Raw genomic sequence first — 26,327 nt, forward strand, 5'->3', positions numbered from 1 at the left:
ATATGAACGAGGCGGTCAATACCTCTTTTAATGATCTTGTATTTTTATGGTTTTAAAAGCCCACTCTTAATAAATGTACTAAAGTTTAAAAAAGGTTTTAAAACCTTGGCACGAAGGCAAAGACGTTGACGGTGGTTAACAGTCTGATATGCGCGGGTTGGGTACCGCATTTCAATCCATTCGTCGTGGAGCTGCCTCTGACTAACGGCGCACGTTCGGCTATCAATCATTGCCTAGTGCATAGTTCAACATGAGGGTTCTCCTTACCGGGTTTTGCCTCCGAGCCAAAATTTTAAATTCTCCTTTTCAGGACTAATAATTTCTTTTGAATAACATTAACTACTATGCAACCAAAGCTTCAGATTGTTTCTTTTCGATCTCACAGCCAATAGCCCAAATGAACCCAATGAGTTCTCTGGCAACAGCTACGGCAGCCTTTTTTCCAGCATTCCCTCGAGATGTAATTAATTGATATTTCTGATGCAAACGATGTTGAGCTTTCCAGGCAATACGTTTAGCTTCAGGATCTTGTCCTTCTTGACGAACACGGATTTGTCCTTTTAAAGAAGGGGAGTGACGATAGGCCCAAGCAGATTCTACGATGACATGACGTATGTGAGAATTCCCAACTTTGGTGATAGATCCTTGCCAACGACTTGCTCCACTTGAATATTCTTTAGGAACAAGTCCGGCATACGACATTAACTGCCTGGGACTTGAAAATCGAGAGAATTGTCCAATTTCCGCTACTAACGTGGTCGCAGTCACTTCTGCTACTCCGCGCATTGTTTGAAGAGCTTGGATAACAGGCGCGTGAACACTACTCGTTGCCTGTTCATGAATTTCAAATTCGATGCGCTTCATTCGATCCTGCACTTCATCAATGGCATGAAGATACTCTTGAAATACGATTCGTAACGATGATTTTTCAAAACGAAGACTGTCCAGCCACTCTCTATGCTTTACAGACCAATTCCGTGTTCCTTTTTCTGGGCGAAGATCATGGCGAAGCAAAAATTGGACAAGGCGAAGTCGAGCTCGGTGTAAGTCTTCTTTAGCGTCATGACGAGCGCGAACCAAGTCTCTCAATGCTTCATGGTCTTCGTCGGGAGTCCAAACAGGCGTAAGTTCGCCAGCGCGAAGAAGCTGTGCAAGCCTTAATGCATCTCTACGGTCCGTTTTAATGCGATCTCCCGCGCGCTTTGGAATGAGTGTCGGTGCAACAACGACACAGTCAATTCCGAGAGAAAGTAGAAATCTAAAAAGGCCATATCCAGTTGGTCCTGCTTCATAACAAACATGCAATTGTTCATTAGGACCGATTTTTTTCATGAGTTTGCGGATTGCTTCAGGTGTATGTGGAATGTTTCCAAGAAAACGAGGTTCACCCCGTCCAGAATCTGCAACAGCAACAGAGATTAAATCTTTTGATACGTCTAAACCAACATATTTTGTGTAATCCTTCATAATAGCGGCTCCTTTCGAATGTAGCTCTGCATTTGGTTTTAAGTAGAATCCACTACACATTCTAACCAAAAGCAACCTACGTTAGGCGAATTAGGGCCGCCTCGTTCATTATGACTAACCGGAAATGTTAGTTCAATAAATTGGACGATGAAATGGAGGGCCAGGTGAATTCGACCTGGCTTTTTTCAACGTTTTCGCTTGTGTTTACAATTGTTAAATCAACTAACTTTTTTTCTTTTCCACTTTTTATAAAATAAGGTTCAGACTAATGAACTTTATTTTCTTTCACCAATAAAAAAACAAACAAAAGAATGACAAGCCGAGGGAAATTACGCCATCCATGGTACCCGTCATTGTAATCATGCTAATATTGGCTTCCGGTTCCATGATTAACGACGATTTCGAGCAAATTTACAGTCTCATTAATGTAAAAGTTATGGCTGTGGGCGATGTATTGTCTACCTACACGTAGGCATTCAGTATACTTGTTTACTCTTGCTTGATTGCGCTTTCAGTCTCCGTCATTTTACTCGTTCTGCAGGTTATCACGATTTCGTAACACGACGTACGCTGTTAAGTTGGTTATGAATATGGCGAGCAAACTGTAATTTGTTGATCGTAGCTCAATAAATTTACAAAGTGTTTAGAGTTCAGCCTTGAAACAAGTCATTGTTCATGAAACTGCAAATATCGGATATTAAAGACTAAGGGGGGACCTTAGTCTTTTTTTATTAAAAAATTTGACATCCCTATCAAACCTTCTGCTTTCTAAACTGTAGTGGCGTCATGCCTACTTCCTTTTTAAAGACCTGGATAAAATAGGAGGAATTCGGATATCCAATGTTCTCGCCAATCTGTTCAACGGATAAGGTCGTCGTATCTAATAAACGACAAGCTTGCTTGATCCTTCGTGCCGTAACATAATCAGTGATACTGCTTCCTGTTTCCTGTATAAATAGTTTTGATATGTAGGAACTAGACAAATGCATGTGACCCGCAAGGATATCCAGATTTATTTCCTCATGAAAATGTTCTTCGATCCATTGCATCATAAATTCAGAATATCGCTGCGTTCTAGTATCCAGAGGCTCCATAGGATGCAGGTCTGTTTCGCCTCTTCCCTTTGAAAGCAGACAGCTCATTAATTGAAAAAACAAGAAAGTTAGTTCCTCGTCATCTTCGCCAATCCCGGATTGGAAAGTTTGATTGTAAGTCGTAAATATCCATTCCATGATATCCGCCTGATGCAATAAATCATAAACTTGAGCAAAATCTTTCCCCTGCCATAGCGATGTAAAAAGTGTATGACGGTTGGGAAAGGGGCGAAGTAGTTTGTCCATGATTAGCGGATCTACATAAAAGATGGTGCGACAGTAGGGAGTAGCTGGACTGACATCCGCATAAACTTGATGTAATTGAAAAGGTTGGAAGAAAAATAACATTCCTCTGCGAATGTCGTAGGTTTGACGGTTTACGACAACTCGGCCGCGCCCCTCATGTACAAATAAAATCTCGCAACATTGATGCCAATGATAGTACCCCTTGAAATTGTTCTCGATCCGGATAAGATAATCCCAAAATATCACTCGTCGATCAAAATTGACGGATTCAAATAATCGCTTCATAGTCCCTCCTGAAATGACGAAAAACAAACATTTTTTGATATCGTATCACAACTTTTGCAGAAATCGAAATGTTATACTGATGAAAATATTGCAAATGAGGTTAGATATGATGGAGAAAATAGCAAACGGAATTTGGAAAATGAGCGTCGGAATTCCTGAGATGCATACCCCAGTTAGCATGCGTGAATCTTCAATTCACAAAGCAGCTTTAGACAAACTTGATTGCAGCGGACGGGCTCCGTTTTCCGATCATGATATCCTTATGAAAACGACGCCTCGAGGGGTATACATCGAACTACCTTTAAAAGCGACTGAACATATTTACGGTTTTGGCTTGCAGCTTCATCGTACAGATCATACGGGAAGAAAAAAGGTTATCCGCGTCAATAGTGACCCTGTTGCAGATACGGGAGACAGTCACGCGCCGGTACCATTTTATGTCTCAACGGCAGGCTACGGAGTGTTTGTTGATACGGCGCGATATGCGACATTTTACTGCGGAACGAATTTGCGAAAAGGGGATTCGGAAGATAAAAAGCACGAAAACAAAGCTATAGGCACCTCTGAAATTGAATTATATGGTTATCAAGAAACGGAGGGTGACCGATCAGTCGTTGTAGATGTACCAACAGCTCAGGGAATTGACGTGTATCTCTTCGAAGGGCCGACTTTGGTGGAAGCCGTTCAACGATATAATCTGTTTTCGGGTGGTGGCTGCCTGCCGCCGATGTGGGGCCTCGGTATGTGGTATCGTGCGTATAGCGCAGCTAAAAGAGAGGATGTTATGCGTTTAGCAGAAGGATTTCGGAAAGACAACATGCCTGTCGACGTATTCGGCTTTGAGCCGGGGTGGCAAACAAAGGCTTACTCGTGTTCTTTTGTTTGGGATGAGGGCAGGTTTCCACAACATGAAGACATGCTGAATAAGCTGTATCAAATGGATTATCGCGTCAACTTATGGGAGCATGTATTTGTGCATCCATCATCACCGATGTACAAAAGGCTGATTCCACATTCCGGGGATTATGAAGTTTGGGAGGGATTGGTCCCTGATCTGTCGATTCCAGATGCAAAGAAGATTTTTGCTGAGCATCATTTAAAAGAGTTCGTGGAAAAAGGAATCGCGGGCTTTAAATTGGACGAATGCGATAGCTCCGATTATGTCCATTCGAATTGGTCCTTTCCGGATACAACTATGTTTCCATCAGGTATGGATGGTGAACAAATGCATAATCAAATTGGAACTCTCTATCAGTCGGCCATCCAAGCGCCGTTTGAAGAGGTGGGGCGAAGAACGTTATCGCAAGTGCGTGCCTCAGGCGCGTTGGCCGCACCTTTTCCTTTCGTTCTATACAGTGATTTATACGATCATAAGGTATTTATCCGTGGGGTAGTGAACGCAGGTTTCTCCGGCCTTCTATGGTCTCCGGAAGTGCGTCAGGCGACATCACCAGAGGATTTAATCCGTCGCATTCAAACAGCGGTCTTCTCACCGATGGCACTTCTTAACTGCTGGCGTATCCCTAATCCACCCTGGATGCAGGTTGATCGTGAACTTAATATTCGTGGTGTATTTCATGAAAACGTTGAGGAAATCAGGGGGATTTGCCGCAATCTTTTTGAAATTCGAATGTCACTGATTCCATATCTATATGCAAGCTATGCGAAGTACAATCAAGACGGGCTGCCGCCTTTCCGAGCGCTTGTGATGGATTATCCAGACGATCCAAACACATATAGCATCGACGATGCGTATATGATGGGAAATGACATCCTTGTTGCTCCGATCATTACTGGAACGACCGAAAGAAATGTATATCTCCCCGTTGGGGAATGGCGCTGCTTCTGGACGGGCAAGGCTTACACCGGTGGACAAACCTATCCATTCGCACCGGGACTTGAGAAAATCCCTGTATTCGTAAAAGAGGGAACACTGCTTCCGCTTGCAAAGCCACTTCAAAATATTTCAGATGATGCTGTCTTTGATGTAACGGTTATTCGTTTCGGGGAAACCCCTAAAGAGACCTACCTATATGAAGATGACGGTAAGTCTTTTGAATATAGGGACGGAAGTTATAATTGGATCAAGCTTAGTTGGAATGGAAGCTTGCAGATTGAGCGAAACGGTAATTATCAGGGGATCACATATCGGATTACCGGTTGTGAAATCAGGTAGTTGCAAGCTGCTTGACAAGAGTCGTGAGGTGATTGGGAAAGAGTGCTTATGCTCCTACTCGATGGTTCTCATGCGTAGTTACAATCGCCCCATAAGAAGCTCGCTGAAATGATCTTGTTGATCGTTTAGCGGGCTTTTTTTGCGATAAGACGCTTAGACGACAAACTTAATGTCAAATTAAATTAAACTTAGTGAATCCATCGGATTTAACTGAATTGAATATGAGCAAAAAACCAAATTTACCCAGGTGATTTTCATCATTTCAAAAATGTTTATTCCATTTTGGAATAAAGAGAGGTATAATAGATCTAACAAGAACGGACTAGGGAGGGATCCATTTTGCGTAATCGTAAACTTCATCTTTGCTTGGATATTTTCTGGACGTTTTTCAAGATCGGTCCATCGACGTTCGGCGGTGGGTATGCCATGATTCCTGTGATTGAGCGCGAAATTGTCGGTAAGAAGGCGTGGATGGAAGAAGCTGAAATGACAGACATTATCTCCATTGCAGGATCGGCGCCAGGCGGCATCGGCGTCAATGCTTCGGCTTTTATCGGGTATCGGCTTGCCGGTATTTGGGGCGCGATCGCCGCAGTTGTCGGAATTGCGCTGCCAACGTTCCTTATTGCGCTTGTCCTGAGCCTATTCCTGGTGTTCATGCAGTCGGAGCCTAAAATTGAAGCAGCGTTCAAAGGCATTCACGGCGCCATTATCGGCCTCATTGCCCTTGCCGCATACAACATGGGGCGCTCTGCGATTTATGACAAAACGACACTGGGGACAGCGATCGTATCGCTGGCCGTACTGCTGATTCTGCCGATCAATCCGATTTTGATCATTCTCATCGGGCTTTTCGTCGGGGTTGTGCTGGTCAAGGTCAAAGAAGCGATGGGCTACCGCGTTACGCTTGAAAAAGGCAAGGAACCGGTTCACACCTCGCATAACGGCTACACCCATTATGACTATTTTATCGCAGACGGCATTTAGAAAGAGAGAGGGGGGAGCCGAATGCTGTTATGGCAGCTTTTTATATCGTTTTTGAAAATCGGGTTCATGTCGTTTGGCGGCGGATACGCGATGATTCCGATTATTCAGCATGAAGTGGAGCAGCATGGCTGGATGCCGCTTGAAGCTTTTAACCAGAGCGTCGCGCTTGCGGGTATGGCGCCCGGACCGATTGCAACGAACAGCGCAACGCTAGTCGGGTACAAAGCAGCGGGATTACTGGGAGCAACCGTTGCCACCGTCGGGATGGTGCTGCCTTCGCTGATCATCGTCATCATTATTTCATCGTTCTTCTATAAGATTTACAAGAGCAAGGCGGTTCATACAACTTTTTACGGACTGCGGCCTGTCGTCACAGGGCTGATCGCTTACGCGGCCATCCATTTCGGTTTCGCAAGTCAAATGCATGATCTGTTCAACTGGCAGGTGCTCGTTACCGTATTGATTGCTGCAGGCGTGTTTATTGCCGTTTATAAATACAAATGGCACCCGCTCGCGACTATCGTCTTGTCGGCCCTGGTCGGAATTGCTATATTTAGTTGAGAGGTACGCATCACTTAAGTCGGTTACGAGAGGAAGTTCCAGATGGAAACGAATAAACCATCCTGTTGTTCAGTAAGCCGAGGTTCGTCCGAGGAAGCTTCTTCGAGCGCCAATATTCAGCTTGAACGCTTTGGCGCCAAGCACGAGGAGTCGCCGAATCGTGAGGCCAAGTCGGGGATGATTTACTTGTCGGGCGGCAAATTCCTGATGGGGACAGACGACAGGGAAGGCTTCCCGGCTGACGGAGAAGGTCCTGTGCGGGAAGTCAGCATAGCACCCTTCTATATAGATCCATGCACGGTGACGAATGCTGAGTTCAAGCAGTTTATCGACGCAACCGGTTACAAGACGGAGGCGGAGCAATTCGGCTGGTCCTTTGTGTTTCATCTCTTTGTCTCTGAAGCGACCGGAGCCAATGTGAACAATGCCGCGCAGCAAACCCCGTGGTGGTGGGCCGTGGAAGGCGCTGATTGGGCTCATCCGGAGGGGCCTGATTCGAACGTTGAAGAGCGCTTGGACCATCCCGTCATCCATATTTCTTGGAATGATGCGATGGCGTATTGCAAGTGGGCGGGCAAACGGCTCCCGACGGAAGCCGAGTGGGAATTTGCGGCACGTGGCGGTCTCGTGCAGAAGCGTTACCCTTGGGGGGACGAGCTGAAGCCGGACGGCAAACATATGTGTAACATTTGGCAGGGGAAATTCCCTGTGAAAAATAATAAAAGCGACGGCTACGCCGGCACGGCGCCGGTTCGCTCTTTTGAACCCAATGGCTATGGCTTGTACAACGTATCCGGCAATGTGTGGGAATGGTGCGCGGATTGGTTCAGCCCGAACTATCATCTGAAGGAGAACCGGGAGAACCCGGTCGGCCCTCCTGCAGGTGATAGCCGGGTGCTGCGCGGCGGCTCGTATTTGTGCCATCGGTCTTACTGCAACCGGTATCGCGTTGCGGCCCGCAGCAAAAACACGCCGGACAGCTCCACCGGTAACATCGGTTTCCGCTGCGCGGCGGATGCCTAAATTAGCCGGTACAGGACGCCTCAAACTTTGACGAGTTTGGGCGTCTTTTTTGCATCATGAGAGCTGTCTACTGGGTAACACATCCCTCTAATCGGCAATATGCTGAGTCTAGAACAACTTTATGAGGTGATGGAATGGCAGTTATCAAAGCCAGAAGCAGCGATATTGATATGCTGGCAAGACTCCTGAGAGCAGAAGCCGAGGGTGAGGGAGAAATGGGCATGCTTCTCGTCGGGAATGTCGGCGTTAACCGAATCCGAGCGAATTGCTCCGATTTTAAAGGACTCAGAACGATTCCCCAGATGATTAATCAGCCTCATGCGTTCGAAGCGCTGCAGCACGGGCAGTATTACCAGAAAGCGAGAGATCGCGAACGCCGACTGGCGCAGCGGGCCGTAGACGGCGAGCGGCATTGGCCGGGCAAATTTTCGCTGTGGTATTTCCGCCCGGGAACGGCGGCCAATCCGAAACCGTGCCCCGAAACCTGGTATAACCAGCCGCATGCAGGGCGCTGGAAGCTCCACTGCTTCTACGAGCCGACTGCGCAAGAATGCCAAAATGTGTACAATACGTTCTAGCCACGACAAAGAGACAGTTTCATTGAACTGTCTCTTTGTGTGTGGGTTCGGTTCGCTTAGTCGTGCCTCGAAGGACGGCTTGCCAGCAGCATGAAGCCGAACGAGATCACGATGATTGTACCCGCCCACCACCAGGCGAGCGGTTGATTACCGGATTCCACCGCGATATAGATCGCGGTCGGGAGTGTTTGCGTGCGATGCGGGATATTACCCGCAATCATGAGCGTAGCGCCGAATTCGCCGAGCCCGCGGGCAAAGCCAAGAATGTACGCAGAGCGAACGGAACGCCAGGCCAGCGGCAATGTGATGTACCAGAGCACCTGCCACTCCTTGGCGCCTGCGGATCGGGCGGCGTGCTCGAGATCGGCATTCACGCCGGCGAAGCCGGTTTTCATCGTCTGGTAGACGAGCGGAAACGCGACGACGACGGACGCGATCACAGCTGCGCCCCACGTAAAGATGATCGATTGATCGAAGAGCGCCTCAATGGCTGAGCCGATCCAGCCTTTTTTGCCCAGCAGCACGAGCAGGATGAACCCGACGACGGTCGGGGGCAGAACCATCGGCAGCAGGAAGGCCGTTTCGATGAGCAGCTTGCCCCGAAAGCGGCGTCTCGCCATCAGCCACGCAGCCCAACAGCCGAGCGCCAGCACGATAAAACTGGCAACGCCGGCTACTTTCAATGAGAGAAGGATGGGGGAAACGAATTCTTGCCAGGAGATGCCGGCCATGCTACTTGGCCGCTACGGAGAAGCCGAATTTTACGAACACATCGAGCGCTTCCGTGCTTTGCAGATACGTATAAAAATCGCCGGTTTCCTTGCCATGCTTGGTCGCTTTCACGATGCCGGCCGGGTATTCGACGGCTTTGTAGGTTTTCGGGTCGATCGTGCCGGCGATTTTCACCTGTTTGGAGGTCAGCGCATCCGTTTTATAGACAAACCCTGCTTCTGCGTTGCCGGACTCAACATACGTGAGCACTTGGCGTACGTCTTTGCCTTGTACGATTTTGTTTTGCAGCGCATCCCACAGCTTGGCGTTTGTCAGCGCTTCTTTCGCGTATGTGCCCGCAGGCACGGTTAGAGGTTCGCCAACGGCGACATGCTTGATGCTGTCCGCTGTCAAATCTTCCACCTTGGACGCGGCAACCTTGCCGCCCTCGGGGACGATGAGCACGAGTTCGTTCAAGAGCAGGCTCTTCTGTTGGGCTGTATCGATGAGTCCTTTGTCGACGAGGTCTTTCATATTTTTGGCGGCTGCCGAGAAGAACAGGTCGGCCGGAGCGCCTTGCTCAATTTGCTGCTGAAGCGCGCCAGAGGCGCCGAAGTTGAAGTTCAGCTTGATGGTTGCGTGCTGCTTTTCATAAGTAGCGGCGATTTCCTTCAATGCATCCGTCAAACTTGCTGCAGCGGAAATCGTAAGCTCCACTTGCGTTTTCGGCTGCGCGGAAGCCGTCGCTCCGGCTTGCGGGCTGGCAGCGGCGCTGGGCTGCGCCGGCGCAGAGCCTGACGAGCAGCCTGCGGCAAACAGCATAAGCGCAAGTCCGAATAACGAAACAGTACGAAATATGGTTTTCTTCATTTTTTCACCCACCGGTTTGTTCTGATCTATCTATTTAGTTATAATTAGCATGATTTAATTATAAATGATTATAAATCAAACCGTTTCGTGCGTAAATATGAAATTGAAATCCATGTCCAGTCGGCATATGATGGAAAGAAACGAGCTATCCGGAGGTCGCGTATGACAGCGAATATTTCTTATACTACCGAGGACATCTCCAAGCTTTTGAAAATATCGAAATTAACCGTATACGACCTAATTAAAAAAGGAGAGCTGCCGGCCTATCGCGTCGGCAAGCAAATGCGGGTGGACGCTTCCGATCTGGAGGCGTACAAAGCGAGAGCCAAGAGCGGCACAGCGGCCGCCGCGCTCAAGGTTGAGGCGGACGAGCCCAGCTACGCCCCCCAAGCACGGTTCCGGCCGGCGGTATCAGGTGACCGTAGTTCGCTCGTCATCACCGGTCAGGACATGAGTCTTGATATTCTGGCGAAGCACCTGGAACGCAGGGCGCCTTCGCGTCGCCCTCTGCGCGCCTACGTCGGAAGCATGGACAGTTTGATCGCGATGTACCGAGGAGAATCGGACATTGTCAGTACGCATTTGCTGGACGGCGATACGGGAGCATACAATGTGCCGTATATCAGGAAGCTGCTGATCGGCCACGCTTATGTGGTCGTGACGCTGGTGCAGCGGACGGCCGGGTTATATGTGCAGCGCGGGAACCCGAAAGGGCTTCAGGGCTGGCAAGATTTGGCGCAGGAGGGTCTGCGCCTCGCCAATCGGGAGAAGGGCTCGGGCGCCCGCGTACTCCTCGAAGAGCAGCTGCGCCTTCACGGCATTCCGGCGCGGCAGCTGCTCGGGTACGAGCAGGAAGAGACGAACCACCTTGGCGTTGCAGGGAAAGTGGCGATCGGCGCCGCCGATGTCGGTGTCGGCATCGAGAAAGCGGTATCGATGGTCGGAGGCGTTGATTTTATTCCACTTATTCAGGAGCGGGTGGATCTCGTCATGATGAAGAAACCGGAGAACTTAGGTTGGATCCAAGGCGTCATCGACGTGCTGCAATCCGAGTCGTTCCTCGGCGAGCTTCGCCCGATTCACGGGTATGACCTGTCACAAACAGGTCAAATTGTGTTTGAAGTATGATCTGCGTGCGGAGCCTTAGGCCTTGGCAAGATAAGGTTCTGCGCGTATAATTGTTAACGTGTGCAATGGTTGAAGCGCTTAAACTAGACGAGAAGAGGTCGATAACTATGAACCGCAAAAGTGTAGGACGTGCAGGATTTGAGATTTCGACGGTAACGTTTGGCTGCTGGGAGCTTGGCGGCGGGCCATGGGAGTTCACGGGCGACGAGAACAATAAGCAACTGCTTCGCAAAGCCTATGAGCTCGGCGTGACGACGTTTGACACGGCGGAAGGCTATGGCAACGGCCACTCGGAGGATATTGTAGGGGCTGCGCTGAAGGATATTCGCCAAAACTGCATCATTTCCACAAAAGTCAGTCGTGCGAATTTGCATCCGGATCAAGTCCGCCGGTCGGCAGAAACGAGCTTGCGGCGACTGCAAACCGACTATATCGACATTTATTATATCCACTGGCCGAGCTTTGACATTCCCGTGGCGGAGACGCTAGGCGCGTTCAATAGGCTGAAAGAGGAAGGTCTCATCCGGGCGATCGGGGTTTCCAATTTTTCGCTGTCGCAGCTGCAAGAGGCGGTCCAGTATGCGCAAATCGACGTGATTCAGCCGGAGTACAGCTTGCTTCACAGAGCGATAGAAGACGACATCGCACCGTTCTGCCAAGAGCAGCAAATCGGCATCATGAGCTACAGTTCGATTGCGAAGGGAATTCTGACCGGCTCGTTCCATCTAGCGGGGAAAAAGCTGGCCGAAGACGATTTCCGCGCACAGCGGCGGCTGTTTTCGCCGGAGCATCTGCAGGCTTCACAGCAGCTGCTCGACACGATGAAAGCGATTGCGGATGAACATAGGGCGAGCGTATCGCAAATTGCGATTGCGTGGCTGCTGCATCAAGCGCCGCTGACGTCGGCGATAATCGGCACACAGGATGAGCATCATTTGGCGGACAATCTGAAGGCGGCGGACGTCCAGCTTAGCTCGGAGGAATTGAAGGTATTAAGTGAAACGAGCCGGGAAGCGTTGGAGAAGATTGGATACTAGACTTAAAATTGCATAAAAAGTGTTGACATGAGAGCCTGCGCTATGCAGGCTTTTTGGCGTTTGGCCGGCGAAGCCTTTTAACCCTGCATTTCGCAAAATCTCTTAAATAACAACATATGAAACTTAAAAAACATGATTTATCTCGCATGAAAGCGTTGTTAAGCTTACAACATAGGAAAACATATTCCTGACTTTAGAAAGGAGATTGAGCATGAAACGGCTTTTCATGCAAGCGATATCTTTGCTTTTATGTGTGTGCGTGGCTTTTACATCCCTCTTGCTGGGATCAGCTGCGAACGTTGCGAACGCTGCGGGAACGACGGTTTCGTTTCAGCCGACCCAAGACGGGTTTGTATCCAATTTTAGCGGACAAGGCAACACCACCAATCCAACGGCAACAAAATTAATCTATGGGAAGTCCCGTCATACTTATTTTAAGTTTGATCTATCTTCCATCGATACAACCCGGTATGCGATTGGCGATATGAGTATGACGCTCAGCTTTCGGAAGTCGCATGCGGCGAATGAGCTGATTTTCACGGAAAGCGAATCGGTTCTGCGCGGTACGAACACGGCATGGACGGTCACGAATGTCACGTACAATAACCGTCCTTACGAGATTGCCGGAACGCCAAGTGTCAGCAAGAATGTCACATCGATAGGCGAAGAGAATCTCTCGATCGACTTGTCCACGATCTTCCAGAATGCTTTGAACCAGGGCAGAAAGGTCGTCACGATTCATTTGACAACTGCGAAAGTGGACGACGGCACGGTGAGCGCCAGCGAGCTGTATTCCTCGAGAAACACGACGTATCCGGGCCCGTCCTTGAGTGTTGCGCTGGGGACTCCGATTGTGAACGACGGCGTCGATAGAACGGCTTTGAATGCGATCATCGGACAAGCAGAGCAATTGATTGAAACCGCATACACGCCTAGTAGTTGGGCGATCGTATTGACTGCGCTCAATACGGCGAAAGATTTGCGCCTTACCAACACGACGCAGGCTGAAGTTAATCAAGCCGTTGCTTCACTGCAAGCGGCGATAAACAACCTTGTGGATGCGGAGCGCCCATCCAAGATTGCGGGGCCTATGATGGGGAATTACTATAACAATGGCACAACAGCGGCCATGATCATGACGATGAGAAACGGGGATGGCAAGTATGTGAAGGTAGACCCTGTCACAGAAAAGCTGTCGCTTACGGCAAACGCTGCCGAGGCGTCGCCGTTTGCTCTGTATGTGTTGGATTATTTTGCGACTGTGGATCATACGGAGCCTGAGGTTGGGGCTACCCGAACGGCGTATTCCATCAAATCCTTGGTAAATAACAAATATTTGACCATTCAAAACTATTTTACGGCGGAAGAGTTTCTGAGCAATACCCATCGTTATTTTAATATCGTGACGGGGGCTCAAAGCGGCGGCAGTACGGACCGGACGTTCGAAATCAAGGCATCGGCCGCTGTGCCGGGCTGGAATGAGCGGTTCTATATCGATCAGTACGCGACTTCAGGTTTTTACCGCATCTGGTCGCATTTGTCGACGATTAGGGACGATGTCAGTTTTAACCGTTACAATGTAAAAATGTCAGAAACCGCTATGTTGAGCAGCACAACGGCATCCGAGAATACCGAGTACAAATTTTATTTTGACCTCGTGACGGACAAAGATCAATTAGACATCAGCCAGAATGTCTCTGGGAACAGCGCTAACCTGTTCTGGAAGCCGATTAATGGCGATACGAACCCAGCCAACTACAGTGTCAATACTGGAACGGTCACGGGAATCGTGTACGCCGGCGGTTTGATGCATCTTGCGCTCTCCAATCTGAGTGTCGGCGTTCATTCGTATGCGGTTGCTTATAACAGAGGCGGCTATCAAACGTCGGCGGATGTGAATGTCCGCATATTCAATCATCCCGGCATCCTGCTTACGATGAATGATTTGGACAGCATGAAGGCACATGTGTTGGCCAAAGAGGAGCCTTGGTACTCCGATTATCAAAGAATGCTGAACAGTGTGTCGTATGGTGTGGCGAGCTCCGATTACCAAACCACGGTGTTTGCAAATGTCGGACGTGGGGGAGCGCCGTCGGATTCCGGCAATATCGGATATTTTGAAAAAGGCGGAAACGCTGCTTATTTCAATGCCCTCCAGTGGGTTATCACGGGGGATCGGCAGTACGCCGACAAGGCTGTGGACATTGTTACGCAATGGGCGAATACGCTGAAAGTCATTGACGGCCGGGACAGAATTCTGGGAGCCGGCATCAATGCGTATAAGCTGGCAAGTGCAGCGGAAATTATGAAGCATTATAACGGCGGCTATAGCGGCTACAGCGATGCCGATTTCAAGGCGTTGCAGGATATGATGATCAATGTGGTCTATCCCGTGATTCAGGATGCGGCAGTCCCGATGTTGGCCAACGGCAACTGGGATTTGGCGGCGCTCGTCAGCATGATGGCGATCGGCGTGCTGTGTGAGAATACCGAAATTTTTGACCGTGCGATGTTCTTCTATCAAGACATTCACACGAATGGTTCGATCTTCGCCTATGTGAACGATGCCGGCCAGACGATGGAAACCGGTCGCGACCAAGCTCACGCCATGCTGGCGCTTGGCTACATGTCCGAAATCGCGCTGATTGCGAAAAGTCAGCAGGAAGATCTGTATTCGCTGTACAATAACAGGCTTGCGAAAGCGTTTGAATACTTGGCCAAATACAACCTCTATTCAAAGGAATTGTACGGGGTAGATGTTCCTTTCATGGCGATGCCGAACGTGTTTGCAGATACCAGCAGAGGGTATTACGGCGTCGGTTTTGACAGGGACAGCAACGGGCTGAACCGGGGCGAGATCAGACCTGTTTTTGAACAAGGGCTTGCTTTGTACAGAAACGTGCCTGGCGTCGATCTGACCTGGACCGAAAGAGCGGCGGCAGCGTCTCGCCCGCAAGGCATGGTGCATTTTGACAATCTGAACTTTGGCACCTTGACGTACTATAACGGTGAACCGCTTGGCACAATGAGCGGACCGTATTTTCAATTGCGAACCCGTTGGGAGCCGCTGTATCAACGGAATTGGAGTACAGTGAACGGAGAGAAAGTAGCCGAGACACTGAACTCGTACTATGATGTGAATGATAACGGCGAGCTTACGACAAGCGTGTTGAAGGGGATGGCTCCGTTCTACCGGACGGTTGCGAACGATGACGGCACTTATTCGATCCAGGTGATCAAAACCGGCAAGTTCTTATCGGTCAAGGATGAGATGGTCGGTGCCTACAACGTTATCAAAGCTGACGCCGCCCAGATTGGCGATCATGAGAAGTTCAAGATGCTTGCCAGCGGCGTAGGTCCATTCTATCTGGCTTCGCCGAAATATGAGAACAGGATTGTGTATCAGGATGTTGCCGGTTCAGGCAACAACGCCGTATTAACGCTTCGTCTTGGTGCGAAGAAACTGTCGCAAATTAAAGACACACCGGATGTTACAACGAATGAAAGATTGCTCTTTATGTACAATACGAAGGAAATTGCCTTGACTGGCCTTGAAACGCCGCCGACCATTCCAGGCAGGCCGCAAAGCTTTGCAGCTGTGGCCCGTGACGGACAGGTAACGTTGAGCTGGCGTACACCGTCCGATAATGGGGGCTCCGACATTACGAAGTATGAAGTATCGAAGGATAACGGCACTTTGTGGATGGATGCAGACACCCAGGCTGGACACACCTTCACGGGCTTAACGAATGGCACGGTGTACTCGTTCAAGGTGCGGGCTGTCAACAGCGTCGGCAGCGGACTGTCGGCGGATGTGAAGGCTTCGCCGGCAACGGCAGAAAGCTCGCCCTCAGATCCAGAATCAGGAACGAGTCCAGCACCGGTTACAACCGGGCCGGTGGTGAAGGAAGAAGAGAAACAGCACGTATCACTCAATGGCAATAGCGGCACGATGACCCGGGCGGATGACGGCAGCTACAGCCTGGTCAGCACTGCGGAGCAAATTAAAGCAGCGCTTGGCGGCAGCAGCGAATTGATCATTCAGGCGCAAGACATTACGAATCTGACTGTGAAGCTCCCTGTTGCGGCGATGGGCACTGCGGCATTGACCGTGAAGTCTGATTTTGGAACGGTCACACTGTCAAATGGAGCGCTGCAGGAAATGGCGAAGCAGTACGGAGACACTCTCGTTCTTCGCATCCGCAAAGGAAGTTACGTCGTTGAATTGCTCAAGGACGGTAAGTCGGCGGCGTACAACGACCCTGCTCATCCGTTGACGATTACGCTGCCTGTCCAGGTCGCAGAGGGACGCGATGCTTCGGAGTATGTTGTAGTGAAGAAGGAGAACGATCACAATGTGATTCTGCCGTTCGTTGTTGTCGGAAATGGCGATAGCGTGACCTTCGACGTGGCAGGGACGGGCACCTACGATGTGTTGGCCAATGGTCTCGCTTTCCAAGACGCGCCCTCAGCGAATTGGGCATCGAAGGATATCGCCTTTGTAACGGCGCGAAGACTGTTTGAAGGAACGGCTGACCATGTATTCACCCCCGATGCTTCCATGACGCGGGCTATGTTCGCTCAGGTACTCGCCAATCTGGAGGGCGTTGACAGCAGTAGTGCAGGAGCGTCTGCATTCTCCGATGTGGCGGACGGCACGTGGTATGCGGCGGCCGTGAACTGGGCGGCGAAGAACGGCATTGTGAGCGGGACCGCTGAAGGCCGGTTCAGCCCGGATGCCAGCATTACGCGCGAGCAGATGGCGGTCATGCTGGACAAGTACTCTGTAAGCAAAGGATATAAGCTGAGCGCAACGACTAAGGCAGCGTTTACCGATGGCGATAGCGTAAGTGCATGGGCGCAAGAAGCCGTTGACAGCCTTGCAGCGGCAGGCATTCTGAACGGCAAGGAAGGCGGTAACTTGGATCCGCAAGCGGGCGCCAGTCGTGCAGAGGTGGCTGCGGTGTTTGCGAAATGGATTCGGGCGTTAAATTAAACGGTATGAAAAAAGAGCTAAGCGATGGATGTCGCTTAGCTCTTTGCCTTGTGAATCACTTGAAACGGAAGCTCGTTGTTTACTGAGTAACATTGGAACCGTCAATTTTCTTGAATCCGCTTGCATTTCCGCCATCGTCGATATTGTTCTTCACTTCACCGTTCGAGCTGCTGCTATTGACCAAGATGCCGTACCCGCCATTATTTTTGACGGTATTCGAGTTGATTTTGAAGTTCGTCACCCCTGTGGATTCACTGTTATAAATGATGCCGTCGCCTGATTTATTATCGTGGACGTTGTTATTCACGGTATCAATGTAACTGCTGTCAGCGACGCGAATTCCGCGGAAATAGTTGTTGTATACACTGTTGGAATCAATCGTAACATTATCCGAATACGAAATGTTGAGCCCATTTCCGGACGAGGAATAGCTCATTACGTTGTTTTTAACTAATACTTTGGATACTCTTCTTAAATACATGTTGTGCCAGTACAGATAGGAGCCGCCATTGTTGTTGAAGTCGCTGTTTTGGATCGTTACGTTAGTGCTGCCTTTAATGTGGAGACCCATCGTGGAATTTTTAACTTTAAAGTTATCAAACAAAATTTTATCGTTGGAAGTATCTGGCCCTTGGATCAATGCGCCGTAATTGGTAATGCTGTCATGATCAGGGTCGGTATCGGGGTCGATAAAGCTGTTTCCGTCGATCCCCAGATTTGTAACAATGACGTTAACCACACCGCCTGACGTAGAAGTTGTTAATACGCCGTTGGCTCCGAGATTCGTACCGGCATTACGTTTAAGCACGGTCGAATTTTTTCCGGCACCGTTCAACGTGACATTGCTTTTTAAAACAAGGGGTGCGGTAATCGTATACTCGCCGGAAGCCAGCGTAACGGTTCCGCCTCCTGCACTGGAAGCGCTGTTAATGGCGCTTTGGATGGTACTTGTAGAAGCCCCGACCGGAACGGATACATCGTGATTATGCTTTTGTGTGGGAAGTATGGGTTGGGTCGCTGTCGCACCTGCAGCATTAGGAAGAATGCCGACGCCGCATGAAATCGCTAAAGAAAGTGCAAATGCCGAAAGCTTACGATTTACTTTGCTCATAATTAATTGCCTCCTCATTTTGAATATTAGATTCTAAAATCTGTTACTACTTAGGTACTCGTCGAAGGAGGAAGAGGACAGGGGATGAGGAAGAGGAAGGAAGCCGACAAGGAAAATTCCTGCGTAAAGGCAGGCATTTTTCACAAAATTAGTTTTTTTTGCAAACTGCCTGCGATAAAGCAGTTTTTAGGCCAAACGTTGTCAACAAGTGGGCGCTCGCCCCAGATGCCTGCTTTTTTGCAGGCATTTGGTCGAAATCAGGAAGCGAAGAGGAAAATTACTGCCTTTTTGCAGGCTTGATGCTCAATCCGAAGGCCATCTCGGTTCCTCATTCCCATGCTCAGTGCAGAAAACCAGCCTCTAGGCTGCTCTTATCCAATTCGCATTTCTCGAATAGAGTCAAGTCGCTTCATGTCTCCCGGTGCCTAAGTAGTTACCCATTTCACCTCCTGACATGATCATAAGGCTGGCAACGTATCCGCAGCATCATTGATATTTAACGAAATCCACGTTTTCTGACGAAGACGGGCAGGTTCTTAAAAAAAGCGCGCTTCCTTGTTAAAAAACCGCACAATACCAAGGTTCTATATCCGATTTTTCTTTTTTCGGAGAATTCAGGTATACTAACAGGTGCACAAGAAAAAGGGGTGGCGTGATGTTCACAATTACAAGTTACACCGTGGAAGCGGTCAGGGATCCGTTCGGTATTTTAGCCGGCCAGCGCTATGAGTTCAAAATCGAGATCGACGTCGAGGAGGACGACGAGCTGTATACGGAAAGCGGCTTGTATGTCAGAGTCATTTACAATGTGACCGAGGAGTCGGCCGGCATTTTGAAATATGAGCTGTACGAGAAAACGACTGAGCTTTACTTGGATTTTGACCTGGAGGACGACGAAGTGGCTGAATTGGAGGCGTTCTGCAAGGCGCACTACCTGGAAGGGCACGAAAGCGAATAAGAAAACTGGACGACAGAAAGGACCTTGCTCCCCGCGAATCGGCGGTGGAGACGAGGTCCTTTTGCGTGTTCAAGAATATTTCACGACTTTATTTTTACCGGTCGTCTTGGCTTTGTACATCGCTTCATCCGCCTGCTTGATCAACTCATCGGCGGTCAGCCCGTTCTTGTACTTGCTGTACCCGATGCTGGCGGTGACGATCGTTTCTTTCTCGATGCGGCTGCGGATGCGTTCGGCGAAGCTTTCCATTTTCACGCCGGGATCGGACACCATAACGACCATTTCCTCACCGCCGTAGCGGCCGGCAATGCCGCATTCTTCCGCTTCTTCTTTCATAATCTGAGCCACCTGCTTCAGCACCTGGTCCCCCATTTGGTGGCCTTGCGTGTCGTTCAGCTTTTTAAAGTTGTCAATATCGCTAAACAGCACGGCTATCGGAATATGCCGCTGAATATGCTGGGAGACCCGGGTATAGAAAAACTTGCGGTTATAAAGCCGGGTAAGACCGTCGGTAATGGAGGAATTATAAATCGCCTGCATCAGCTCGACCACCCGCTCAAACAGCAGCAGGAAGAGCAGGAAATAGTACACAATCGGCAGCACGTTGCCCGCCAGCGTCAGCGCTGGTTGAGCGCTTCCATACATGTAGGTATTCATTAGATGCACCAATTGTTGGGCAAAAAAGATCGTGAGCGCAAGCTGATATTTCATCTGCTGCCCGATGTACGGCGGAATCATATAGAAGCATAGGAAAATGATGACAAATATATACAGCTCAAACCCGATGTCCTGCAAAAGACGCACCTGCTGCTCGGTCCCGCTGTACAGCTGAGGTATGCTGAAATGCAGCACAGACACGACGAAGCCCATGACGATCAGGCCGTAGAAAAAGATGTACTGTCTGCGGCTCGTACGATTATATAACTGGTAAATTCCCATATTAATAAGTACAAACGAAATAATGCCAAGCATGTGCAGCGTATAACTGGTAAGGGAAGGGTTGTAACTCCGTAGTGCCAGTGCCATCTGGAGCAGATGATGGATGCCGACAATGACGAGGGAAATCGTCATGGACATGTAGCCTTTCTTCCTTCTGTCCAGAAATAATCGGAGCGATATGACAAACATCAGTGTAACAATCACAGCAACAATTGCGTTGGAAATCCAAGCGGCCAATTCACCATAGAGCAGATCGTGAACGTTCATGCGGCCCTCCAGCTTATCTGATTTTTCGACAAAGATAGACTCTATTATATAGGAAAATCGACGGTCGGCATAGAACAGATTCAGGGGAATACGCGGTGTTCTCTTTTCTAATTGATGGACACAAGTTACAATAAGAAGGAAAGCTGAAGGATTTTGGAGAGGGGCTCATGCAATGAACATCTTGCAAGCTTTATTTTTCCCGCCGGAACAGCCGGGTGGGGTGTCATCCATGGTTCCCTATATTTTGGAACGATTTAATAGAAAAGGCTGGGAAATGGAACTGTTCTCGCTGCCCAAGCGGATTCGCGGCAAAGGCACGGAGGATGTGAATTTCACGACGTTCGACTGGCGCAAATATGCAGGCAACCCGATTGTCGATAAATATATACAAACCTACAAGGATTACGTCTGGTGGACCAAGCTGCGCATCAAGAAAAAGTATGACATCATTCACGCGCATCATCCGATCGCGGGGCTGGCCATGAAGCAGATATTCCCGGATACCCCGGTTATTCTAACGATTCACTCCTCATTCGAACGAGAATTGATGCTCAATGGCCGCATTCAGGAAAATGGGGTTGAACATCAATTTCTGACGCAAATTTACGGCGAGCTGGAAGCGAAAGTAGATCAGATCATTACGGTGTCCAATTCGTTCAAGATGTACATGTCGGATTACGTGCAGGACAGCGAGCGGATCGGGGTGATTCCGAACGGCTTTGACGAGAAGCGGTTTCGTCCGATTTCGCACGAAAATCATATCACGCAGTTTATTACGGTATGCCGGCTCGTGCCTGCGAAAGGGCTTGATACGCTAATCATCGCATGCGGCGAGCTGAAAAAGAGGGGCCACCCCTTCGTGCTGCACATTATCGGAGACGGCCCAAGCCGTGAGGAACTGGAAAAATTAGCAATCGAACACAATGTGTACGAGGATACGATTTTTTATGGGTATATGCTGCATCCGGAAGAGTTCATGCCGTTCTTTGACGTGTTCGTGCTGCCTTCCCGGGCGGAGGCGTTCGGCTCGGTGTTCGCTGAGGCGGCCTTATGCTGGCTGGCGCTGATCGGCACGAATGTCGGCGGGATTGCCGAGCAGATCGAGCACGGCTACAACGGACTGCTTGTGCCTGTCGGGGATGCGCTGGCGCTTAGCCATGCGATGGAGAAAGTGATCATCGATCCCAGCTACCGGTACAATCTGGCCCGCGCTGCTTGGGAAAAGTCGAAAAAGTCGTATTCTCTCAACCGGGTGCTTCGGCAGCTCAAGAGTGTGTATGAGCGCTATCAGCACCCAGTAGCGGATTCGGAGCTGACGGGCGCAGCCCAGCAGCCGAAATCGGAGGAATAAGGGAGCTTTCCGAAAGTCGCAGAAAGGAAGGAAGGCGAAGAAGCATGAAGCGATTGCGGTTTCTGCATGCGGCCGACTTGCATCTGGATAGTCCGTTCAAAGGCATGTCGGCGCTGCCGGAACGCATCCGGGAGCGGGTGCGCGAGTCGACGTTCGATGCGCTGGGGGAGCTGGTGAGGCTTGCGATTCGGGAGCGGGTGGATTTTGTCCTGATCGCCGGCGATGTGTACGATGTGGCGGATCGGTCGCTTAGGGCGCAAATCCGATTTCAGCAAGCCGTGGAACAATTGTCTTTGCAAAGCATACCGACCTATCTCATACATGGAAATCACGATCCGCAGGATGGACGCGCTGCACAGCTGGATTGGCCGGCAGACGTTCATTTTTTTGCGTGCGATAAGGTGGAAACGGTACAGGTGGTAAAAGAAGGACGCGGGGTCATTGCCGAAGTGCACGGTATTTCATATGGGACGGCGGCGGTGACGGACAATTTGGCGCTGCGGTTTACAAAAGGGAGCAAGCCCGTCTATCAGATTGGGCTGCTGCATACGAATGTCGATGGCGATGCGAATCACGATAACTATGCGCCTTGCACCAAACAGGATTTGCAGAGGGCGGGTATGGATTATTGGGCGCTTGGGCACGTGCATACGCGGCAAATTATCCAGACGCAAGGGCCTGTCATTGTGTATCCCGGCAACCTGCAAGGGCGCAGCATTCGCGAGCAGGGGCCGCGCGGTGCGTACGTGGTGGACGTCAGTGAAGATGGACGAGCTGAGTTGGCATTTACGGCGCTTGATGCCGTGCGTTGGTATGAAGAAACCGTAGACACGGCGGCAATCGCGACGGAACAGAGTCTCAAGGATGCGCTTGGCGATGTGTTAGACCGCGTGCGCGGCATGGCCGATGGCCGGGCCGCAATCGTACGCATCGTACTCGCAGGGCGAAGCGCGCTGCACCGCCTGCTGCGGCAAGGACAGGGGCGGGCGCTCCAGGAGCTGGTCGATGCGCTGCGGGAAGAGGAAGCGGACCAAGACCGCTTTGTATGGATCGAATCCGTCGTCGATCGGACGGCGAGTGAGCTGGATTTGGCGGCACTGTCCGGGGAGCACAGTTTTCTCGGCGATTTGCTGCGGTATGCGAACGGACTCCAGCTGGATGAGGCGGCGCTGCAGGCGTTCGCGGATGAAGCGCTGTCTGCGCTTCAAGGACTGCCGCAGAGTGTAAGGGGTGGCGCGGACGCTGAACAACTGCGGGCGTGGCTGCGCGCGGCGCAGCAGCTTGCCGCGGATTTGCTGACGGAGGAAGGAGGGCGGCGCGAATGAGAATTGTCGCGATCGAGGTCGACGGCTTCGGCAGCCTGCGTGAGCGGCGGCTTGCGACCGACGGCGAGCTCGTTGTGTTCTACGGCGCGAATGAAGCGGGCAAAAGCACGCTAATGGGCTTTGTCCGCGCCGTTCTGTTTGGCTTTCCGACGCGCCAGCAACGCGCGGAGCGGTATGAGCCGCTGGGCGGCGGCGCCTACGGCGGAGCGTTGACCCTGGAGGACGACCAGGGTCAACGCATACGCGTCGAGCGCTACGATGCGCCCGCCGCAGGCGGCCGACGTGCCGCAGCCGGGCACGTCAACGTGGTGTTCGCCGACGGGCGGATCGGCGGCGAGGCGGAGCTGGGCAGGCTGCTTGGCGGCCTCTCGGCCGACCTGTACCGCAGCCTGTTTGCCTTTGGACTCAGCGAGCTGCAGGAGCTGCGCACGCTGCAAACCGACGAGCTCAGCGGCTATCTGTACAGCGCTGGGCTCGGGGTGAGCGGCTCGGCCATTATGGAGGCCGAACGCAAGCTGACGGCGCAGGCCGACGGCCTGTACCGCCCCCGCGGGCGCAATCAGGAGATGAATATTCTCCTGAAGGAGCTGGAGGGGCTGGAGCAGTCGCTGCGCCGCAGGCGGGACGAAGCCGCCGGCTACGGCCGGCTGCGCGAAGAGCGCCGCTCCGCGGCGGCGCGCATTGCTGCTCTTGAGGAGCAGCAGGAGGCGCTTCGCGCGGAGCAGCAACAGCTCGCGCTGGCCGGCAAGGCGCGCAGCGGATGGCTCCGCTTGCGGCAGCTCGGCCGCGAGCTGGAAAAGCTCCCCGCGCGGCCGGGCTTTCCGGCGCAGGCGACGGCCCGCCTCGAGGCGCTCGAGGCGGAGCTGGAGCGCCTGCAAGGTGAGCGCGCGAAGCTGGAGCTGCGGCGCAAGGGGCTGCGCAGCGAGCTGCAGGGAGTTCAGCGGAAGCCGGAGGTGCTGGCGCACCAGACTGAGCTGAATCACCTGCTGGAGCAGGCGCCGACGTACGAAGCGTATACGCGGCAGCGCGAACAGCTGCATGTGGAAGCGGCGCAGCTTACGGCGCACATTCGCCGGCAGCTCGCGAGCGTGGATCTGGACTGGGAAGAGCCTGCGATTCTGAACTTCCCGATTACGATTGCGCTGCGGGAGAAGGCGCGCAGCGATCGCGAGCGGCTTCGCAAGCAAGCGGACGCCGAGCTGCGCATGGAAGCAGAGCTCGATCAGCTCTACGAACAGGAGCGGCGGCTGCAAGAGCAGGCCGCTCGGCTAGCGGCGGAGCTGGAACGGAACGGCATGGGCAGCGTGGGCAGCGGGGCTGGTGCGGCTGTGCAGCCCGTCGATCCGGCCAGTGAACTGGCGGCGCTGACGAGCGACTACGCACGCTGGCAGATGGCTTCCCGCGAGCTGCGCTATCAGCAGGTGCAGCGCAGTTTGGAAGACGCTGCGAAAGCGAGCAAAGCGGCGGCGCGGCGGCACATGCGGCGCTTGATGATGCTGGCCGGCGCCTTGACGCTGGTGCTGCCGGCGGTGCTGCTGTGGCAGGGGGCGCTGCCGGCAGCGATTGCGGCCTTTGTTGTCCTCGCTGCCGCAACCGGGTACATCGGGTTCGGCACCCGCGATCAGGGGCAGCGGGCATCGCGCGCCATGCCGTATGCAGCGGGAGCTGCCGAGGCGGGAGCCACCGCAACGGAAGCGGATCTCCAGGCCCTGGAACTGCGTATCGCGAAAGGGATCGAACGAATGATGCAGCAGGGGGCCGGCTATACGGAAGCGGCGGCAGGGCGCGATGGGCGAAGCAGCGGCAACGGCGGGATTCCGCTGGACAGCTTGCAGCCATACTTGGACGCTTGGCAGCGGGAAGCGGAAGGGCGCAAAGCCCACTACCGCGAGCAATTGCGCAAGTGGGACGGTCATCGAGATGCGGAAGAACGATTGCACGCACTGCGTGCGCAGATTGAGCAGCGCAGTCAGTTGGCGGAACGGTTACATAAGGAAAAAGCCGATGCAGAGAAAGCATGGTCAGTGTGGCTGCGCGGCATGAACATACCGGCGGCGCTGTCGCCGGACAGCTTTCTGGAAACGCTCCAGACCTTGGAGCAAGTGCAGGAAACGCTTCGGCAGCGGGAGCAGTTGGAAGCGAAGCTCGAGACCATGGAGCGCTATCTCGCGCAATTCGAAGCGCAAGCGGCGAGGCTGCTGGATCGGCCGCTGGGCGGGGCAGACGCGTTATTTGCGCTGAAGCGCTGGAAAGAGCAAGAAGCGGAGGAGCTTGCCGGCGAAGCCGCTATACGGCAGCTGGAGCAGGCCCTTGGCGAAGCGGAGGAAGCGCTGGCGCTAACGGAACAGACGAGGGAGCGAACGCAGTCGCGCCTCCACATGCTGCTGCAAGAGGGCGGCGCGGAGGATGGGGAACAGCTTCGGCAATTGGAGGGCGAGCAGTTGCTCCGCGCACAGCTTATTGCCGAGGGGCGCCTGCTTGAAAGCTCATTGGAATCGCTGCTTGGCAGCTTGTCGGCGGCGGATCGTCTCTTTGCGGAACTTGGCGACGTGACGGAAGAGGGACTGGCTGCCCGCAGCGAGAACGTCCAGCAGCGGCTGACAGAGCTGACGGCGGAGACGAACGAGCTCCGCGAGCGGGTCGGCAAGTTCGATGGGCAGCTCGAACGGCTGGAGCAGGGCGCCGAGCAAGCGAATGAACGCTTGCAGGCGGAGGCGCTGCGGACGCGGCTGTCACAGCTCCGCGACGACTACGCAGTCGCGTCGTTCGCCTCGCTCCTTCTCAAAAAAGCGCGCGATGTCTACGAGCAGCAGCGCCAACCCGGCGTGCTACTAAGGGCGTCCAGCTACTTCGCGGAGATGACGAACGGCGCCTTCCAGGCGGTGAAGGCGCCGTTTGGGGAACAGCGGCTCCTGGCGATTCGCGCAGGCGGCCAGGCGGTGGACACCGCAATGCTCAGCAGGGGAACGGCTGAGCAGCTGTATCTCGCCATGCGCTTCGCGCTGGCTGAGGAATATGCCGGGCGGGCGGTGCTGCCGCTCGTGATGGACGATATTTTGGTCAATTTCGATGAGGCCAGAATGGCCGGATGTTTGCGCGTCCTGGCCGATCTGAGCAAGCGGCATCAGGTGCTGCTTTTTACGTGCCATGCGCATGTGCGGGAAGCGGCGGCAAGCCTGATCCCGAACCATCTATCCATCTCATTATAAGGAGGGCA

At 52.1% G+C, this 26,327-nt stretch carries 19 protein-coding genes; 13 read left to right on the forward strand and 6 right to left on the reverse strand.

From position 1 onward, the window contains the following. Positions 1–342 precede the first annotated feature (342 nt). Complete coding sequence (locus EJQ19_RS30265) at positions 343–1,467, reverse strand: IS110 family RNA-guided transposase (RefSeq protein ID WP_126144938.1); 1,125 nt, start codon at positions 1,465–1,467, stop codon at positions 343–345. Positions 1,468–2,219: 752 nt separating this feature from the next. Then, positions 2,220–3,092 carry an AraC family transcriptional regulator gene (locus EJQ19_RS30275; RefSeq protein ID WP_126144939.1) on the reverse strand — a complete coding sequence of 291 codons (873 nt, stop codon included), beginning with the start codon at positions 3,090–3,092 and terminating at the stop codon, positions 2,220–2,222. 106 nt (positions 3,093–3,198) lie between these two features. Between EJQ19_RS30275 and EJQ19_RS30280 the strand changes: the two genes are divergently transcribed. From EJQ19_RS30280 to EJQ19_RS30300, 5 genes are all read left to right on the forward strand, one after another. Beyond that, entirely contained in the window at positions 3,199–5,268 is a 2,070-nt protein-coding gene (locus EJQ19_RS30280; protein WP_241243158.1) for a glycoside hydrolase family 31 protein, read from the forward strand. 339 nt (positions 5,269–5,607) lie between these two features. Further along, positions 5,608–6,255: a chromate transporter gene (locus tag EJQ19_RS30285; protein WP_241243159.1), complete on the forward strand. Its 648-nt coding sequence runs from the start codon at positions 5,608–5,610 to the stop codon at positions 6,253–6,255. Between the two features lie 21 nt (positions 6,256–6,276). Beyond that, positions 6,277–6,816 carry a chromate transporter gene (locus EJQ19_RS30290; RefSeq protein ID WP_126144941.1) on the forward strand — a complete coding sequence of 180 codons (540 nt, stop codon included), beginning with the start codon at positions 6,277–6,279 and terminating at the stop codon, positions 6,814–6,816. Positions 6,817–6,858: 42 nt separating this feature from the next. Continuing rightward, a complete protein-coding gene (locus EJQ19_RS30295; RefSeq protein ID WP_126144942.1) occupies positions 6,859–7,839 on the forward strand; it encodes a formylglycine-generating enzyme family protein in 981 nt (326 codons plus the stop codon). A 134-nt stretch (positions 7,840–7,973) separates the two neighbouring features. Next, positions 7,974–8,417, forward strand: a complete 444-nt coding sequence (locus EJQ19_RS30300; protein WP_126144943.1) for a cell wall hydrolase — start codon at positions 7,974–7,976, stop codon at positions 8,415–8,417. 56 nt (positions 8,418–8,473) lie between these two features. Here EJQ19_RS30300 and modB read toward each other — a convergent pair whose 3' ends face one another. Both modB and modA read right to left on the reverse strand, forming a co-directional pair. After that, a complete protein-coding gene (gene modB / locus EJQ19_RS30305) occupies positions 8,474–9,148 on the reverse strand; it encodes a molybdate ABC transporter permease subunit (protein ID WP_126144944.1) in 675 nt (224 codons plus the stop codon). A gap of 1 nt (position 9,149) precedes the next feature. Beyond that, positions 9,150–9,998: a molybdate ABC transporter substrate-binding protein gene (gene modA / locus EJQ19_RS30310; RefSeq protein ID WP_126144945.1), complete on the reverse strand. Its 849-nt coding sequence runs from the start codon at positions 9,996–9,998 to the stop codon at positions 9,150–9,152. 162 nt (positions 9,999–10,160) lie between these two features. Between modA and EJQ19_RS30315 the strand changes: the two genes are divergently transcribed. From EJQ19_RS30315 to EJQ19_RS30325, 3 genes are all read left to right on the forward strand, one after another. Then, a complete protein-coding gene (locus tag EJQ19_RS30315; RefSeq protein WP_126144946.1) occupies positions 10,161–11,126 on the forward strand; it encodes a helix-turn-helix transcriptional regulator in 966 nt (321 codons plus the stop codon). 107 nt (positions 11,127–11,233) lie between these two features. Continuing rightward, positions 11,234–12,163, forward strand: coding sequence for an aldo/keto reductase (locus EJQ19_RS30320; protein ID WP_126144947.1), 930 nt, complete (start codon positions 11,234–11,236; stop codon positions 12,161–12,163). Between the two features lie 211 nt (positions 12,164–12,374). Beyond that, positions 12,375–17,159: an S-layer homology domain-containing protein gene (locus EJQ19_RS30325; protein ID WP_126144948.1), complete on the forward strand. Its 4,785-nt coding sequence runs from the start codon at positions 12,375–12,377 to the stop codon at positions 17,157–17,159. A 79-nt stretch (positions 17,160–17,238) separates the two neighbouring features. On the opposite strand, the gene EJQ19_RS30330 is transcribed toward EJQ19_RS30325, so the two are convergent. Further along, entirely contained in the window at positions 17,239–18,270 is a 1,032-nt protein-coding gene (locus EJQ19_RS30330; RefSeq protein ID WP_164716834.1) for a right-handed parallel beta-helix repeat-containing protein, read from the reverse strand. Positions 18,271–18,354: 84 nt separating this feature from the next. Between EJQ19_RS30330 and EJQ19_RS30335 the strand changes: the two genes are divergently transcribed. Both EJQ19_RS30335 and EJQ19_RS30340 read left to right on the forward strand, forming a co-directional pair. Next, positions 18,355–18,570, forward strand: a complete 216-nt coding sequence (locus tag EJQ19_RS30335) for a hypothetical protein (RefSeq protein ID WP_126144950.1) — start codon at positions 18,355–18,357, stop codon at positions 18,568–18,570. Positions 18,571–18,925: 355 nt separating this feature from the next. Continuing rightward, positions 18,926–19,228 carry a DUF6509 family protein gene (locus EJQ19_RS30340; protein WP_126144951.1) on the forward strand — a complete coding sequence of 101 codons (303 nt, stop codon included), beginning with the start codon at positions 18,926–18,928 and terminating at the stop codon, positions 19,226–19,228. 69 nt (positions 19,229–19,297) lie between these two features. On the opposite strand, the gene EJQ19_RS30345 is transcribed toward EJQ19_RS30340, so the two are convergent. Beyond that, positions 19,298–20,434 carry a GGDEF domain-containing protein gene (locus EJQ19_RS30345; RefSeq protein ID WP_126144952.1) on the reverse strand — a complete coding sequence of 379 codons (1,137 nt, stop codon included), beginning with the start codon at positions 20,432–20,434 and terminating at the stop codon, positions 19,298–19,300. 172 nt (positions 20,435–20,606) lie between these two features. Between EJQ19_RS30345 and EJQ19_RS30350 the strand changes: the two genes are divergently transcribed. Genes EJQ19_RS30350 through EJQ19_RS30360 form a run of 3 tightly spaced genes read left to right on the forward strand, consistent with a single transcriptional unit; the run spans position 20,607 to position 26,319 of the window. Then, positions 20,607–21,785: a glycosyltransferase family 4 protein gene (locus EJQ19_RS30350; RefSeq protein WP_126144953.1), complete on the forward strand. Its 1,179-nt coding sequence runs from the start codon at positions 20,607–20,609 to the stop codon at positions 21,783–21,785. A 44-nt stretch (positions 21,786–21,829) separates the two neighbouring features. After that, positions 21,830–23,110 carry a metallophosphoesterase family protein gene (locus tag EJQ19_RS30355; protein ID WP_126144954.1) on the forward strand — a complete coding sequence of 427 codons (1,281 nt, stop codon included), beginning with the start codon at positions 21,830–21,832 and terminating at the stop codon, positions 23,108–23,110. Then, positions 23,107–26,319, forward strand: a complete 3,213-nt coding sequence (locus EJQ19_RS30360; protein ID WP_126144955.1) for an AAA family ATPase — start codon at positions 23,107–23,109, stop codon at positions 26,317–26,319. Before EJQ19_RS30355 ends, EJQ19_RS30360 begins: the two co-directional genes overlap by 4 nt. The last annotated feature ends 8 nt before the right edge of the window (positions 26,320–26,327 follow it).

It is taken from the genome of Paenibacillus whitsoniae (assembly GCF_003955665.1).
GTDB classification, from domain to species: Bacteria; Bacillota; Bacilli; order Paenibacillales; family NBRC-103111; genus Paenibacillus_E; species Paenibacillus_E whitsoniae.

What these genes read in the sequence shown, in the direction of transcription:
- EJQ19_RS30265 (WP_126144938.1), bottom strand. Translation starts at nt 1,467, where the DNA reads ATGAAGGATTACACAAAATATGTTGGTTTAGACGTATCAAAAGATTTA.
- EJQ19_RS30275 (WP_126144939.1), bottom strand. Translation starts at nt 3,092, where the DNA reads ATGAAGCGATTATTTGAATCCGTCAATTTTGATCGACGAGTGATATTT.
- EJQ19_RS30280 (WP_241243158.1), top strand. Translation starts at nt 3,199, where the DNA reads ATGATGGAGAAAATAGCAAACGGAATTTGGAAAATGAGCGTCGGAATT.
- EJQ19_RS30290 (WP_126144941.1), top strand. Translation starts at nt 6,277, where the DNA reads ATGCTGTTATGGCAGCTTTTTATATCGTTTTTGAAAATCGGGTTCATG.
- EJQ19_RS30295 (WP_126144942.1), top strand. Translation starts at nt 6,859, where the DNA reads ATGGAAACGAATAAACCATCCTGTTGTTCAGTAAGCCGAGGTTCGTCC.
- EJQ19_RS30300 (WP_126144943.1), top strand. Translation starts at nt 7,974, where the DNA reads ATGGCAGTTATCAAAGCCAGAAGCAGCGATATTGATATGCTGGCAAGA.
- modB (WP_126144944.1), bottom strand. Translation starts at nt 9,148, where the DNA reads ATGGCCGGCATCTCCTGGCAAGAATTCGTTTCCCCCATCCTTCTCTCA.
- modA (WP_126144945.1), bottom strand. Translation starts at nt 9,998, where the DNA reads ATGAAGAAAACCATATTTCGTACTGTTTCGTTATTCGGACTTGCGCTT.
- EJQ19_RS30315 (WP_126144946.1), top strand. Translation starts at nt 10,161, where the DNA reads ATGACAGCGAATATTTCTTATACTACCGAGGACATCTCCAAGCTTTTG.
- EJQ19_RS30320 (WP_126144947.1), top strand. Translation starts at nt 11,234, where the DNA reads ATGAACCGCAAAAGTGTAGGACGTGCAGGATTTGAGATTTCGACGGTA.
- EJQ19_RS30325 (WP_126144948.1), top strand. Translation starts at nt 12,375, where the DNA reads ATGAAACGGCTTTTCATGCAAGCGATATCTTTGCTTTTATGTGTGTGC.
- EJQ19_RS30330 (WP_164716834.1), bottom strand. Translation starts at nt 18,270, where the DNA reads ATGAGCAAAGTAAATCGTAAGCTTTCGGCATTTGCACTTTCTTTAGCG.
- EJQ19_RS30335 (WP_126144950.1), top strand. Translation starts at nt 18,355, where the DNA reads ATGAGGAAGAGGAAGGAAGCCGACAAGGAAAATTCCTGCGTAAAGGCA.
- EJQ19_RS30340 (WP_126144951.1), top strand. Translation starts at nt 18,926, where the DNA reads ATGTTCACAATTACAAGTTACACCGTGGAAGCGGTCAGGGATCCGTTC.
- EJQ19_RS30345 (WP_126144952.1), bottom strand. Translation starts at nt 20,434, where the DNA reads ATGAACGTTCACGATCTGCTCTATGGTGAATTGGCCGCTTGGATTTCC.
- EJQ19_RS30350 (WP_126144953.1), top strand. Translation starts at nt 20,607, where the DNA reads ATGAACATCTTGCAAGCTTTATTTTTCCCGCCGGAACAGCCGGGTGGG.
- EJQ19_RS30355 (WP_126144954.1), top strand. Translation starts at nt 21,830, where the DNA reads ATGAAGCGATTGCGGTTTCTGCATGCGGCCGACTTGCATCTGGATAGT.
- EJQ19_RS30360 (WP_126144955.1), top strand. Translation starts at nt 23,107, where the DNA reads ATGAGAATTGTCGCGATCGAGGTCGACGGCTTCGGCAGCCTGCGTGAG.